13 protein-coding genes and 1 tRNA gene are annotated in these 12,809 nt (G+C 63.0%); 5 read left to right on the top strand and 9 right to left on the bottom strand.

Annotation, left to right across the window (positions count from 1 at the left end; genetic code table 11):
- The first annotated feature begins 7 nt into the window (after positions 1 to 7).
- A complete protein-coding gene (locus GRI97_RS04525; RefSeq protein WP_235917604.1) occupies positions 8 to 724 on the top strand; it encodes an arylesterase in 717 nt (238 codons plus the stop codon).
- Between the two features lie 4 nt (positions 725 to 728).
- Here GRI97_RS04525 and recF read toward each other — a convergent pair whose 3' ends face one another.
- A complete protein-coding gene (gene recF, locus GRI97_RS04530; protein ID WP_161389910.1) occupies positions 729 to 1,814 on the bottom strand; it encodes a DNA replication/repair protein RecF in 1,086 nt (361 codons plus the stop codon).
- Between the two features lie 221 nt (positions 1,815 to 2,035).
- Between recF and GRI97_RS18775 the strand changes: the two genes are divergently transcribed.
- Both GRI97_RS18775 and GRI97_RS04535 read left to right on the top strand, forming a co-directional pair.
- On the top strand, positions 2,036 to 2,167 hold the full coding sequence (locus GRI97_RS18775; RefSeq protein ID WP_268891151.1) for a hypothetical protein: 132 nt from the start codon (positions 2,036 to 2,038) through the stop codon (positions 2,165 to 2,167).
- Positions 2,164 to 2,367, top strand: coding sequence for a PspC domain-containing protein (locus tag GRI97_RS04535; protein ID WP_161389911.1), 204 nt, complete (start codon positions 2,164 to 2,166; stop codon positions 2,365 to 2,367). Before GRI97_RS18775 ends, GRI97_RS04535 begins: the two co-directional genes overlap by 4 nt.
- Before the next feature lie 18 nt (positions 2,368 to 2,385).
- Here GRI97_RS04535 and GRI97_RS04540 read toward each other — a convergent pair whose 3' ends face one another.
- Positions 2,386 to 3,114: a queuosine precursor transporter gene (locus GRI97_RS04540; protein ID WP_161389912.1), complete on the bottom strand. Its 729-nt coding sequence runs from the start codon at positions 3,112 to 3,114 to the stop codon at positions 2,386 to 2,388.
- A gap of 125 nt (positions 3,115 to 3,239) precedes the next feature.
- On the opposite strand from GRI97_RS04540, the gene GRI97_RS04545 reads away from it, so the two are divergent.
- A tRNA-Arg gene (locus GRI97_RS04545) sits at positions 3,240 to 3,316 on the top strand.
- A gap of 15 nt (positions 3,317 to 3,331) precedes the next feature.
- Here GRI97_RS04545 and GRI97_RS04550 read toward each other — a convergent pair.
- Entirely contained in the window at positions 3,332 to 4,030 is a 699-nt protein-coding gene (locus tag GRI97_RS04550; protein ID WP_161389913.1) for a hypothetical protein, read from the bottom strand.
- A gap of 4 nt (positions 4,031 to 4,034) precedes the next feature.
- Positions 4,035 to 5,825: a transferrin-binding protein-like solute binding protein gene (locus GRI97_RS18365; RefSeq protein WP_202392575.1), complete on the bottom strand. Its 1,791-nt coding sequence runs from the start codon at positions 5,823 to 5,825 to the stop codon at positions 4,035 to 4,037.
- 423 nt (positions 5,826 to 6,248) lie between these two features.
- Here GRI97_RS18365 and GRI97_RS04560 point away from each other — a divergent pair, with 423 nt between their 5' ends.
- Entirely contained in the window at positions 6,249 to 6,968 is a 720-nt protein-coding gene (locus tag GRI97_RS04560) for a DUF6683 family protein (RefSeq protein WP_161389914.1), read from the top strand.
- Here the strand turns inward: GRI97_RS04560 and GRI97_RS04565 are convergent.
- The 5 genes from GRI97_RS04565 to GRI97_RS04585 all read right to left on the bottom strand — a co-directional run bounded on the left by GRI97_RS04565 (position 6,958) and on the right by GRI97_RS04585 (position 12,609).
- Complete coding sequence (locus tag GRI97_RS04565; protein ID WP_161389915.1) at positions 6,958 to 7,656, bottom strand: class I SAM-dependent methyltransferase; 699 nt, start codon at positions 7,654 to 7,656, stop codon at positions 6,958 to 6,960. The genes GRI97_RS04560 and GRI97_RS04565 overlap by 11 nt on opposite strands.
- Before the next feature lie 168 nt (positions 7,657 to 7,824).
- Positions 7,825 to 9,222: an alpha,alpha-trehalose-phosphate synthase (UDP-forming) gene (locus tag GRI97_RS04570; RefSeq protein ID WP_161389916.1), complete on the bottom strand. Its 1,398-nt coding sequence runs from the start codon at positions 9,220 to 9,222 to the stop codon at positions 7,825 to 7,827.
- Complete coding sequence (locus tag GRI97_RS04575; protein ID WP_161389917.1) at positions 9,219 to 11,000, bottom strand: glycoside hydrolase family 15 protein; 1,782 nt, start codon at positions 10,998 to 11,000, stop codon at positions 9,219 to 9,221. The genes GRI97_RS04570 and GRI97_RS04575 overlap by 4 nt, the downstream gene beginning before the upstream one ends.
- The gene (gene otsB, locus GRI97_RS04580) at positions 10,997 to 11,743 is read right to left on the bottom strand and encodes a trehalose-phosphatase (protein ID WP_161389918.1); all 747 of its coding nucleotides are present in this window, start codon (positions 11,741 to 11,743) and stop codon (positions 10,997 to 10,999) included. Before otsB ends, GRI97_RS04575 begins: the two co-directional genes overlap by 4 nt.
- Positions 11,744 to 11,745: 2 nt before the next feature.
- Complete coding sequence (locus tag GRI97_RS04585) at positions 11,746 to 12,609, bottom strand: transglutaminase-like domain-containing protein (RefSeq protein WP_161389919.1); 864 nt, start codon at positions 12,607 to 12,609, stop codon at positions 11,746 to 11,748.
- Between the last annotated feature and the right edge of the window lie 200 nt (positions 12,610 to 12,809).

Below are 12,809 nucleotides of genomic sequence, written 5' to 3' on the forward strand. Positions count from 1 at the left end.
TGTGTCGATGTCTTTACGCCTTTGGTCGATCTTTGCCCCAGCTGCGACGGCCCTGATGCTGGCAGGGTGTGGCGATACGCCACCTGATCCGGAAGGTGAGGCCAGGGATAATCCGGTTGCGGCGCAGGCAGGGGCGGCCGCTGGCGAAGTCGTGGGTCCCGAACGGCGGATCCTGGCCTTCGGCGACAGTCTGTTCGCCGGCTATGGGTTGAAGAAGGGGGAGGGGTACCCGGCCCAGCTGGAAGCGGCGCTGCGGGCGCGCGGCACCAATGCCCGGATCAGCGATGCCGGGGTTTCGGGTGATACCACGGCGGCCGGGCTGCAGCGGATCGCGTTCGTGCTCGACAATGAGGCCGCGCCGCCGGAACTGGCGATTGTGGAACTGGGCGGCAATGATCTGCTGCGGTCCATTCCGCCAGCGGAAACCCGCAAAAATCTCAAGGCTATTCTGGATATTCTGCGGGAACGGAAGATTCCCGTGCTGCTGATGGGCATGCGCGCGCCGCCGAACCTCGGGGCCGCTTTTGTCGCTGAATTCGATGGAATTTACCCGGCGCTGGCCAAGGAATATGATGCGCAGCTGGTGCCGTTCTTTCAGGAAGCGGTTTATGATCAGCCGCAGTTGATCCAGCAGGATCGCATTCACCCGACGGCAGAAGGAATTGCTGCCATGGTCGCCGCCACGGTGGGCAATGTGGAGCAGGCTTTGCCGCCGGTGGAATAGGCGATCAGCAGCGCTCTGCGTGGCCCTTGGCGATGTGCCAGACGGCCGCCTCGGCGGCGATATCGGCGAAGGGGGGCAGCTCCGTGCCAGTCAGCCACACCTGAGCGCGGCCCTGGCGCAGGCGATCGAACAGGGCGGCGCGGCGGATCGGGTCGAGATGGGCGGCGACTTCATCCAGCAGCAGCATGCCAGGGCGATCGCCGGCGGCGAGTGCGGCATGGGCCAAGGTTATGGCGATCAGCATGGCCTTCTGTTCGCCGGTGGAACAGGCGGCGGCAGGCTGGCCATTGCCGAGCATGGTCACGGCCAGCTCATCCCGATGCGGTCCGGTCAGGCTGCGCTGGGCGGACCGATCGCGCGCGCGCTGCCTGCGCATTTCACGCCCCAACCCCGCCGCATCGCGCGGGCCACCCGGTTGGTAGGTGAGCACGGGGCGGGCAAAGGGCGCGTCGGGCAGTTGAGCGAGTTCGCCATTAAGCCGATCGATCAGCATGGCCCGACCCAGCGCCAGGGCTGCACCGGCCTCCGCCATTTGCGCCTCGATCGAATCCATCCATTGCGGATCGGGATCCTGATCACCGGACAGCAGGCGATTTCTTTCGCGCAGGGCATTCTCATACCGAGCGGCATGGCGGGCATGGGCCGGATCGAGCGCCAGCGCCAGCCGATCCATATAGCGTCGCCGGGCGCCAGCGCTGTCGGCAAACAGCCGGTCCATCGCCGGGGTCAGCCAGCTGATCGCCAGCCATTCCCCCAGCCGGATCGCCGGGCAGGCCGCGCCATTGACCTGCGCCTGCCGCCGGGCCGGGGCATCCGGGGTGGCGCCGGTGCCCAATTGCACGGGATCATTGCCATCGGCGCGATCCAGCCGGGCGCTGACGGCAAATCCGCCCCCGGTGTCCTGCCCCGCCATTTCCACCAGCGTCGCCCGGCGCAGCCCGCGCCCGGGGGCGAACAGCGACAGCGCTTCGAGGATGTTGGTCTTGCCGGCACCATTTTCGCCCACCAGCAGGTTGAACTGCGCAGTGTCGTCCAGCCGCGTATCGGCGTGGTTGCGGAACCGGGTCAGGGTGATGCGATCGAGCGCCATGGTGTGACAGCGCCCTAAAGCCATTTCCCGCCGGGTGGGAGAAAAAGCTGATGCCGCAAAATGGGAAATTTCACCATTTCGAGGCGAAAGGTTTCGGGCGACCTGATGGCTGGAAAAATCATGTAATTGAAAAATAGGTAAAATGGTAAACTGGCACGCCTCCTGCAATGTTGTGTTCATCAGGCAGAACAATCCGCCTGGACCAATTTTTGGAGGGAATGATGAACCAGACGACCAATTCTCGGCAGCGTATTGTCGCTGCCTTCGGTGCCATGGCGATGACCATGGGCCTGATGCTGGCCAGCTTCGCCTATACGCCGCAGGCGCCAATCATCGCACAGGTGCAGGCATGAACGACCAGACCATTCGCCATTCGGCTGACAGCTTCCGCCTGGACAAGGCCAATGGCAAACTCATGGGCGTCTGCTCCGGCCTCGCCAACCGGTTCGGCATGGATCCGCTCGCCTGGCGGCTGATCTTCGCGCTGGGCGCGTTGCTGGGTTTCGGCAGCGTGATCATTCTTTATCTCGCCATCGGCCTGCTGGCGGATTGATGGCTGCCCCGCCGCATCTCACCGGCTTTTCGCGAAGGGCGAAAAGTCGGTGTCGGTGTCGAAGATGTCCACTTTTTCCCGCCGCTTGAGGAAGCCGACGACCAGATAGGTCAGCGGCGTCAGCAACACTTCCCATCCGGTTTTCAGCGCCCATTGCGTCAGCGCCACCGTGATCACCAGATCGGTGGTCCAGCCAGCGGCCCCCGCGAAGGCGAGAGGGTAGAACAGGGCGGAATCGACCGCCTGGCCGACGATGGTGGAACCGATCGTGCGGGTCCACAGCATGCGCCCCTGGGTCCAGATCTTCATCCGGGCCAGCACATAGGAATTGACGAATTCCCCGGCCCAGAAGGCGATGATCGAGGCAAAGACGATGCGCGGCACCTGGCCGAACACGCGTTCATAGGCTTCCTGATTGGTCCAGTCCACCGCCGGGGGCAGGGCCACCACCACCCAGGCCATGCCGGCCATGAAGATCAGCGCGGCAAAGCCGGCCCAGATCGCGCGGCGGGCATGGGCATAGCCATAGACCTCCGTCAGAACATCGCCGATGACATAGGAAACGGGGAAGAACAGGATGCCCGCACCGAAGGGCCAGAGCCCGAGCAGCGGCAGATCGACCACCGCCACCTTGCCCGCGCCCAGCACATTGGACAGCAGCAGGATGGTGACGAAGGCCGCCAGCACCAGATCGAAATAGCGGAAATTCCGGTGGCCGGATGTGCCCCCGTCGATGCCTGACCCCATTGCCGCCCCCGTGTTTCGTCCGTCTGCTGCGGGTGACAGCCTAACCACGATCCGGGGGATTGGCAAAGCCGGGCACCACAGCCGGGCTTGCCGCGCCCGTTCCGTCCGCTATGGACAGCCGATGCGCGCCCTTAGCTCAGCTGGATAGAGCACGGGACTTCTAATCCTGAGGCCGCAGGTTCGACTCCTGCAGGGCGCGCCATCTTGTCACATCCATCTAACCAGGGTTCGATTGTTCCGGTTCGGGAATGCGGGTCAGAATCCCCGCGTGGGGCAGCAGTGCCATTTCCCGAGCGAGCGATACGAGATCTTCCTGGCTGTTGATGGCGCAGTAGGCAGTGCGCCAGACATCCATATTTTTTGCTTCGAGAATTTTGTCCTGAGGGCAGATTTGCTGAAGTATCTGGAAGCTGTCGATCCGCTCCTCAGAAGCCTTGCGGGTCATCAGCGTGTAATCGCTGCCCGTACGAGTTCCTTCCTGTATGACCCAAAGTTCCCAATCAGCATCGTCGATGGTGATCGTGTCGATGACTGCAAAGAACCCATATTCGAAGTCATTTTGCGGATCGTCCAGCTCCCCCCGCTCCCCGGCGTAGGATATGATCCCAGCGCAATGAAACACCCCGTAGTTTCTGAACCGGAGCCAAGATGGCTGAGCCATGTTTTTGTTGGTCGGGGTAAATTGCCAGTCGCCAAAGTTCACCCGTGATCTGCAGCCAAATCTGTTTTGTTCGTGGAAACTGCGCGGCCAGAATTTTTCCCAGTCGAATGTATAAAGGGGCAGGGCCGAATGGATCTCGCTCACGACCCGCGGGCCTTCCTCTCCATCATCTTCCTGTGCCTGGGCTGCCAAGGGGATCAGCAGGGCGCATGACAGGGTGGCGATCCATCGCGCGATTTGCCTGACCGACATCATGCCCTTATTGCTTCGCCCCGACGGCGACCCCGACGATGTGATCCCAGCTATCGAATTCTCCCCGCGATGGGCGGTTGAGCATGAAGGTGTAGCCGGCCTCGGCGGCGTTCGGGCCGAAGAAGCCGCCCTTGAAATCGCCCTTGAACTGGCTGTTGGATGACGTCAGGGTGCCTTCGAAGAAGGGGCCGGTTCCCGTTATCGCGCCGGTTCCCTCGATATTGGCCAGCGGCATCTCATAGGCGCCCAGCATGGGGGCATAGAGCGACAGCAGGGTTGCAATCTGGCCCGATCCGAAATCGGCGGTCAGCGAACCTCTTCCCGCAATGCCGCCGCCGCCGCCGGTGCGATAGCCGCTAGCCGTCAGCGCATAGCTGGCGGTGCCGGTGCGCGGCATGTCGGTGTTCGGGGTCGGGCTGCCGAACAGGAAATAGGTCACGCTGCGCTGGTTCGGTTGATCGGTTCCACGGTGCCAGAACCCATAGCTGAGGTAATGCAGCTGCAGTTCCGGGTCGTTTGTGCCGATTTCGGGAACCAGATTGTTGAACATCACCAGCGATGTCTGCTGGTTGACATCCTCGCCGATGATGATGTGGGCGTTTTCCTTCACCCCGGAATCGTGCCGGCGGGTCAGGTGCTCTGCCCCATAGACACCCTCAGCGGCGCCCAATCTTACCGTATAGGTCGTCCCCTCTGCCGAAGGGGCGATGCTGATCGTCAATTGGTCGGACATGCGTGCCGTCCGTTGGCGATCGATCACGACGCTGCGGTCGTTCTGCGATCCGCTGGTCGTCAGATCCGCGGTAATCGTGCTGAAGGTGGCGCCGGCTGCCAGGGGGAAGGTGCTGCCCGCAGGCGGTGGCGGCGGTGGCGGGGGCGGCGGCGGCGGGGGAGGCGGTGGCGGCGGAGGCGGAACCCTGCCCGGAACCGATCCCACCACCACGCCGCCGCCCAGCGCCGTGCGATCCTTCGCGTTGATGCCGAAGCTGTAGCCGAATTCTTCTGCATTGGGGCCGAAGAAGGCGCCCAGGATGGAGCCTTCGTAATCCAGTTGGGAGCCGGTCCAGCTGCCCTGGAAATCATTCATTCCGGCGGTGATGCTGCCTTCGCCATCGAACCACCCGAGATCGACGGAGCCGCCCAGACGCAGATTTTCCCCGGCCAGCAGCATGCGGGTGGTGAAGGAGCCATTGGCGAAGTCGGCATCAAGCGTGGCGGTGCCATTCAACAGGAAATCATCCACCTGAGTGAACAGCTTCCCCCGGGCGATGCCGGCAAAGGATGCCTGGCCCGTTCGCGGGATGTCCCCCGGCGCGGTAGGGATGCCGAAATAGAAATAGGTGTCGCTGAGATAGGGGCTGAAGCCGTAGGCGGCATCGAAGGATTCGAAATGCCAGGTGCCGGTGCTGACATAGGACAGCCACAGATCGGGATTGTTCGGATCGCGAAATTCGGGTTCGCGATAGGACAAGGCGCGCCCGCCACCTTCACTGTTCCTGCTCCATCCGCGTGATTCGCTCATAAGCAGGTTCAGGTCGTAGGAATGTCCGCCGCCCGGCGCATTGTAGGCGGTGTAGGTTCCTTCGCCATTGGGCGAAGTGACAAACCGAAGCCCGGTATCGTAACCGTAGAACCGGTTCGCCGTCATCAGCGTGCCTTCCACCCGATCCCATGCGACCTGGATGGAACCGGTGCGGAAATCCTGCGGCGATTGCAGCGCCTCTGCCAGGGTGCCGGTGGTTGTGGGGGCCAAGGTTACGGGCGGGGCGGGATATTCCACCGGCGGCGGCGTGTACACGGGTGCCGGCGTTGGAGTGGGCTCCGGCGTGGGCGTGGGGGCGGTCGGGGTCGGAGTGGGCGCCGTTGGCGTTGGGCTGGTTGGTGCGGGGCCGATCGGCCCCGGGGTGCTGACCGTTCCACCACCGCCGCCGCCACATGCGGCCAGCGTTATACAGGCCGATCCCAGCAAAAACATATGAACAGGACGCATCCGATTTCCCCCAAAACCCCTTTTGCCGTCATAGGATGGTATCGGGCGGCGCAGGTCAACCGGATTATGTATCAAAATGCTTTCACCGGGCCCGTCGCCCGGTAATGGCAACCGCCTTGAAGAAAGGGCGCTCCACCGCTGATCACGGGCGCTGCCATTCTCTCCGTCATAATCCCGTCAACCGGCCGGGTTTGGTTCCGGCAAGGACAGGTTCTCGAGCCGGGGTTTTGCATGACCATCAAGCATATGATTCTCGCCGCCGCCCTGATGGCGGCAATTCCGGTGCCCGCAGCGGCGCAGGTGGAGATGGGGTCGATTCCGATGTGGAACACCATCGGCATGCTCAATCAGATGACCCTGGATGACTCGCTGGGAACCTATGATTCGGAAGATGAGGACGAGGATGGCGAGGCCGAACGCACGCCGTCGCGTCGGGCTTCGCGGGCGGCGGTTTCCACGCAGATCCGGCTGGGGGCGCCGCGCATGCCGGCCAAGATGGCGCAGAATTATGCGGCGGCGGATCGCGATCAGGCGCAGCGCGTGTTCGGCAATATGCTGACCGGCTATGGCCAGGTGGCGCGGCAGTTGGGCGTGCCGGACAATGATGTCGCCGGGGCGGTGGCGGCCTTCATTGCCGGATCATGGATGGCTTACCATGATCGCGATGTCGCCGATGCGGATTTTCCCGTGCTGGTGGCGCAGATGCGTGAGGTGTTGCAAGCCACGCCTGACTTCGTCGATGCGCCGCTGGCCGAAAAGCAGGATCTGCATGAACAACTGGCGATCCTGGGCACCACAATGGCGCTGACCCGGGCGCAATTGCAGCAGCAGCCCAATCCCGCGCTGTCGGCGCATATGAAGGCCGCCGCGCGCAGCTATCTGACCGGGTTCCTCAAGGCCGATCCAGACCGGATGGTGATCGACGGCAAGGGCCTGTCCTTCACATCGTGACGGCGGCGTCGCCTGCTGCATAGGCGACCCAGCCGCGAAAGCTGAAGCCGGCGTAGAACAGCGCCACATCGGCAAAGCCGGCTTCGCGCAGCAGCGCTTCTTCCTCTGCCATAGATAGCAGCGGGAGGCGGGCGACCATGGTTTCCGCCGAGGCGGCGGCGGCGGGAAAGTCGATCGTCGGTATGGCGAAGGCGGCGGAAAACGTCATCCAGCGGTGCGGATCGGCGCCCGGCGGCTGGCTGTGATGGGCCACCACCAGCGGAGCGCCGGGCTTCAGCCGCAGCCGAAGCTGCTGCAGCACGCGCAGCCGTTCTGCGGGTTCGAGGAAATGCAGCGTCAGCAGACAGGTCGCGCCGTCGAAGGCGGTTTGCGGGGCATCTTCGATATAGCCCTGCTGCAGATCGATTCGATCGGGCAGCGGCGCCAGCACCTGACGGGCGATATCGAGCATGGCGGCGGAGGGATCGACGCCGTGAAGGTGCCAATGCGGCTGCGCATCGGCGAAAGCCTTGAGTTCCAGTCCGCCGCCGGCACCCAGCACCAGTACATGGGCGTTGGGCCTGGCGCATTCGGCGAGCAGCAGTATTGCCATGCGGTGCAGATCGGCGAGGCCGGGCACTTTGCGTGGCGCGTCTTGCGCATAGCCGGCCACCATCGTCGGGTCGTGAAACAGCTGGGTGGCGGCCATCGGATATCCTTGCAAAAAATCGGCGATATCACGAAACATTGTATGTTGCGTGATATCACCGATCAAGGTGCGATGGAGCGCTGAGAGCGGATTGGGTCGCCGCTCAATTTTCTTTCGTTTGCCGCGATTTCCGAGTCAGCAGGTGATGCCACCCGCCTGGAAATTGCTTCAATGTTCGACGAAGGTGGTCGGCGGTGTCGGCACGGATTTCAGAGCCAGCGCCGAGGTGAAGCATTTGAGCCACCACATGACGTCATGCTTCTGCACCCCTGCCATCAAATTGCGCCACCGGTGAATCCGTTCTTCGCGCGGCATGATCAGTGCCTGTCGCAATGCGTCGGACATTTCTTCCGCGCTATGCGGATTGACCAGCAGGGCATCGGGCATCTGTTCGGCGGCACCGGCGAAGCGGGACAGGATCAGCACGCCGGGATCCTCCGGATTTTGCGCGGCGACATATTCCTTGGCGACCAGATTCATCCCGTCGCGCAAGGGGGTGACCAGGCCGATGCGGCTGGCGCGATAGACCCCGGCCAGGGCATCGCGCGAATAGCCCTGATTGACATAGCGGATAGGCACCCAGTCCAGCCCGGCATGGGCGCCATTGATGCGCCCGGCCAAACCTTCCAGCGTGCTGCGGATGCGCTGATAGCTTTCGACCGATCCGCGTGAAGGCGGTGCGATCTGCAGCAATGTCACTTCCTTGCGTTCTTCCGGATGATCGGAAAGGAAGCGTTCGTAACCGAGGAAGCGTTCTTCCAGCCCTTTCGAATAATCGAGCCGGTCAACGCCGACGATCAGCGAACGCCCGGCCACGCTGGCGCGCACGCGTTCGAACGTGGCGCGGGCGGTGTCGCTGTTGGCCAGCGTGCTGAATTCTTCGGCGTCGATGCCGATCGGGCAGGCGATCAGCCGGACCTTGCGCCCGCCGACATGGAGCACGCCGTCATCGTCCAGCGTGCCACCCATTTCATCGCGGGCATAATCGTAGAAGGATTCCAGCCATTCCTGCGTCTGGAAGCCGATGACATCATATTCCAGCAGCGATGCCACCAGCTCGGCCGCTTCCGGCAGGGTTGCCAGCAGACGGCGCGGGGGCCAGGGGATGTGCAGGAAGAAGCCGATGCGGTTGCTGATGCCCCGGTCCCGCAGTTGCCTGCCCAGGGGGAACAGGTGATAATCCTGCACCCAGAGCAGATCATCCTTGTCGATCAGCGAGACGATGGTGTTGGCGAAGCGTTCGTTGACGCGCTGATAGCCATCGGCAAAGCTGCGCTCATATTCGGCCAGATCGATGCGATAGTGGAACAGCGGCCACAGCGTGCGATTGGCATAGCCGTTGTAATATTCATCGATATCGCGCTGTTCGAGATCGATCGTCGCGGTGACGACCCCGTCGGTGCGTTCGAAATTGATCTTCCCGTTGAACTGGTCGGTCTGTTCGCCGGACCAGCCGAACCACAGCCCGCCCTTTTCGCGCAGAGCCGCCGACAGGGCGACCGCCAGGCCCCCCTGGGCGCCGCCACCGGCGCTGACGCGGTTGGAGATGATGATCAGCCGGCTCATCGCGCGCTCGTCCAGGGTTTGCTGAGCAGACCCGCGCAATTGATCAGTCCGACGAGCGAATAGGTCTGTGGGTAGTTGCCCCATAATTCACCTGTGACAGGATCGATATCTTCCGACAGCAAGCCGGCGGCGGTGCGACGGCTGAGCATTTCTTCATACAGGGCGCGCGCCTCTTCGCTGCGGCCGGTCATATGCAGCGCCTCGATCAGCCAGAAGGTGCAGACGTTGAAGGCGGTTTCGGGCAGGCCGAAATCATCCTCCGTCGCGTAGCGCAGCATATGCGATCCGCGCCGCAACCCTTCCTCGATGGCGGCGAGCGTTCCGACGAAGCGGGTGTCCTCTGGCGAGAGGAAACGCAGATCGAGCAATTGCAGCACGCTGGCGTCCAGATCATCCCCGCCGAAGGTGGAAGACATACGCTGCGTGTCTGGGCGCCAGGCGGCCTGTTCGATGCGGGCGCGCATATGGTCGGCGCGATCGGTCCAGAAAGTGGCACGGTCTGTCAGTTCAAGCGCCTGGGCCGCCGTCGCCAGCCGGTCGCATGCAGCCCAGCACATGGCGGCGGAATAGGTGTGCACCGATTGTCGCGTGCGCAGTTCCCACAGGCCGGCGTCGGGCTGATCGTAAAGCTGCCAGGCGCGTTCGCCGACTTTTTCCAGCGCCTCGAAATCGGCAATACCCGACATGCGGAACAGCCGCTGATCGATGAAGCCCTGGGTATTGGACAGCACGATCTGGCCATAGGCATCATGCTGTATCTGGCTGTAGGCGGCGTTGCCCACGCGAACCGGGCCCATGCCACGATAACCGGGCAATTGGTCGGCAAAGCCTTCTTCCAATCTGGCTTCCCCCAGCACGCCATAGAGCGGCTGGATATGGCCGCCCTTCGCTTCATCCACGATATTGCGCAGATAGGCGAGATAGCGTTCGAGCACGTCGAGCGCGCCCAGCCGATTGAGCGCCTGCACCGTGTAATAGGCGTCGCGGATCCAGCAGTAGCGGTAATCCCAATTGCGCTGCGATCCGGCATGTTCGGGAATGGAAGTGGTCAGCGCGGCGACGATCGCGCCGGTTTCTTCATGCTGGCACAGCTTGAGCGTGATGGCGGAGCGGATGACGACATCCTGCCATTCAAGCGGGATTGCCAGGCCACGCACCCATTCCCGCCATTCGGCAATGGTTTCGGTCAGCATGGTATCGATAGTGACGGCGATGTCCCCGGCGAAGCTTTCATCCGGGCCAAGGAAGAAATGCAGCGGCTGTTCCAGCCGGAAGCTCCGCTCTGCCACAACCAGCCCGACCGGCGCGTCGGTGGTCAGGCGCAGGGTGATGGTGTTGGTCTGATAACGGATATGGTTCGATCCGCCGGTCCGCTCGCTGCAGCTTTCGCCCCAATCGCGGGTCGGGCGCAGGCGCACGCGGATGCGGGGTGAACCCTGGATCGGGCGCACGATGCGGGCAAAGGCGACCGGGCGATAGGTGCGGCCCATCCGGCGGAAATAGGGGCAGAAATCCACCACCTCTATTTCCCCGCCATGGCTGTCGCGATGGCGGGTGATCACCACCGGTGTGTTGCGGTGGAATTCCTGCGTGGTCGACACGCGGTCTTCCAGATCGATCGCCCACAGCCCTGTATCGGGCTGTTCCCCGCCGAGCAGGGCAGAAAACACCGGATCGCCATCCACCCGGGGGATGCAGCCCCAGACAAACTGACCCTGGCCATCGATCAGCGCGCTGACCTGGCAATTGCCGATAGGCCACAGTTCCAGCGAGGTCATGCCGTTGCCTCGCACGCAGAATGCAGCCAGCCCAGTGTGTCATTCACCCCATCGAGCCGATAGGTGGCGGCGGTGTCACGCGTCGGGCCAATCAGAACCCCGGCGCCGCCCAGTTGCGCGCTGATTGCGAAACCGGCTTCGTCCGTCACATCATCGCCCAGGAACACGGGTGCGGTGCTCTGGAACTGCGGCTGTTCCATCAGGCGGCGGATGGCGCTGCCCTTGTCCCCGCCAGTGGCGCGGACTTCGACCATCATCTTGCCATGCTGCAGGTGCAATTGATGCCGGTCAGCAAGATCCTGCGCCATCGAAAGGCAGTCACTCGCGGCGTCGGGCGCTTGGCGGAAATGCAATGCGGCACCCAAGGGTTTGTCCTCCACGATCAATCCAGGCCGGTCGGCGGCGAACATCTGCATCGCGATCAATGCGGATCCCAGGCCGGGCGGGCGGGGCAGGATGTCAGTTCGCGCGGCAGCCCAATCGAATTCCAGCCCATGGCTGCCGACGATGGTGATGTCGGTGATGCCCAGCAGGGCACGCAGCTCACTGGCAGGGCGACCGCTGATCAGGGCCAGCCTGCCGTGCAGCCGCCGGGCCAGATTGCCGAGCAGATCGCCCAGCCTGGCGTCGATCTCCACCGCATCGGGGCGCTCCGCGATTTCGACGAGCGTGCCGTCGAAATCGAGGAAGAGACTGGCGTTGAAAAGAAGGTCGAGCGGCGGGGGCTGGATGCAATCATTCATAATCAGCAGTAAGCCGGAAGCAGTTCCCTGTCTGAGATGTCGTTGTCATTGTTCCAGATGCTCTGGACTTCATCCGTATGGACGGAAAAGCCGGTCAGGCGGGCTGGGCCAAATGCGGTGGTCAGCGCAGTATCGGTGGCATCGCGCCCCTGCGCCATCAGGATGCGCCCGATGCGCGGTTCATTGTGGCGCGCGTCATAGGTGTACCAGCCCCCATCGATGAAGACATCGAACCAGGCGCTGAAATCCATGGGCAGATCGACCTTGGGCACGCCGATATCGCCAAGATAGCCGGTGCAATAGCGGGCCGGGATGTTGAGGCAGCGGCACAGGGTGATGGCAAGGTGAGCATAATCGCGGCACACACCGACGCCCTGTTCATAGGCATCATGGGCGGAACGCCCCGAATGGGCATATTCATAGCCGAAGGCGATGTGCCGGTGAACGAAATCGACCACGGCATCCACCCGATCGCGGGCAGAGGTGTAATGGCCGAAATTGTTCCATGCCAGTTGCATCAAGCGGTCGGTTTCGCAGTAGCGGCTGCTGAGCAGATAGATCAGCACATCGTCCGGCAGGCATTCGATTGACTGCTGCGGCCCACCAGGCGCGCGACGATCATGCCGGCCGCTGTCTTCGATCACGAAGCTGGTCGCCAGGGTGATGCCGCCGGCCGGGATGGTGAAACGGGTGCAGATATTGCCGAACCGATCAAGATGGTCGCGCATGGTTACATCCGGATGCCCCCGGATGGTGCCCGGGGCACGCAAATCGGAATTGCGGGAAGGGTGCACACTCAACAACGCCAGCATCGGCGTCGGCTGGGCGACCTGGAAAGAAATCTCGAAGCCGGCGCGGATCAGCACGCTTCACCTGTTGGCAGATGATGGAGACGCAGGGCGCAACTGTGCTGGGAACGGATCATCCGCCGGAATCCTTGGTCTGGGTGTGAAGATGGCGCGCATCAGCCCATCTGAATAATGTAACACCCGGATCGGCAGGGCGTTCCCGTCCTGTCTGAAGAGATGGTGAACGGGGATGATGCGTTGGGGCGATTGCGATAGGA

The sequence above is a fragment of the Croceibacterium xixiisoli genome (assembly GCF_009827305.1).
Lineage (GTDB): Bacteria > Pseudomonadota > Alphaproteobacteria > Sphingomonadales > Sphingomonadaceae > Croceibacterium_C > Croceibacterium_C xixiisoli.

Coding starts and splice junctions, on each gene's coding strand:
- GRI97_RS04525 (WP_235917604.1), top strand. CDS start 8: ATGTCTTTACGCCTTTGGTCGATCTTTGCCCCAGCTGCGACGGCCCTG.
- recF (WP_161389910.1), bottom strand. CDS start 1,814: ATGGCGCTCGATCGCATCACCCTGACCCGGTTCCGCAACCACGCCGAT.
- GRI97_RS18775 (WP_268891151.1), top strand. CDS start 2,036: ATGAACCAGACGACCAATTCTCGGCAGCGTATTGTCGCTGCCTTCGGT.
- GRI97_RS04535 (WP_161389911.1), top strand. CDS start 2,164: ATGAACGACCAGACCATTCGCCATTCGGCTGACAGCTTCCGCCTGGAC.
- GRI97_RS04540 (WP_161389912.1), bottom strand. CDS start 3,114: ATGGGGTCAGGCATCGACGGGGGCACATCCGGCCACCGGAATTTCCGC.
- GRI97_RS04550 (WP_161389913.1), bottom strand. CDS start 4,030: ATGATGTCGGTCAGGCAAATCGCGCGATGGATCGCCACCCTGTCATGC.
- GRI97_RS04560 (WP_161389914.1), top strand. CDS start 6,249: ATGACCATCAAGCATATGATTCTCGCCGCCGCCCTGATGGCGGCAATT.
- GRI97_RS04565 (WP_161389915.1), bottom strand. CDS start 7,656: ATGGCCGCCACCCAGCTGTTTCACGACCCGACGATGGTGGCCGGCTAT.
- GRI97_RS04570 (WP_161389916.1), bottom strand. CDS start 9,222: ATGAGCCGGCTGATCATCATCTCCAACCGCGTCAGCGCCGGTGGCGGC.
- GRI97_RS04575 (WP_161389917.1), bottom strand. CDS start 11,000: ATGACCTCGCTGGAACTGTGGCCTATCGGCAATTGCCAGGTCAGCGCG.
- otsB (WP_161389918.1), bottom strand. CDS start 11,743: ATGAATGATTGCATCCAGCCCCCGCCGCTCGACCTTCTTTTCAACGCC.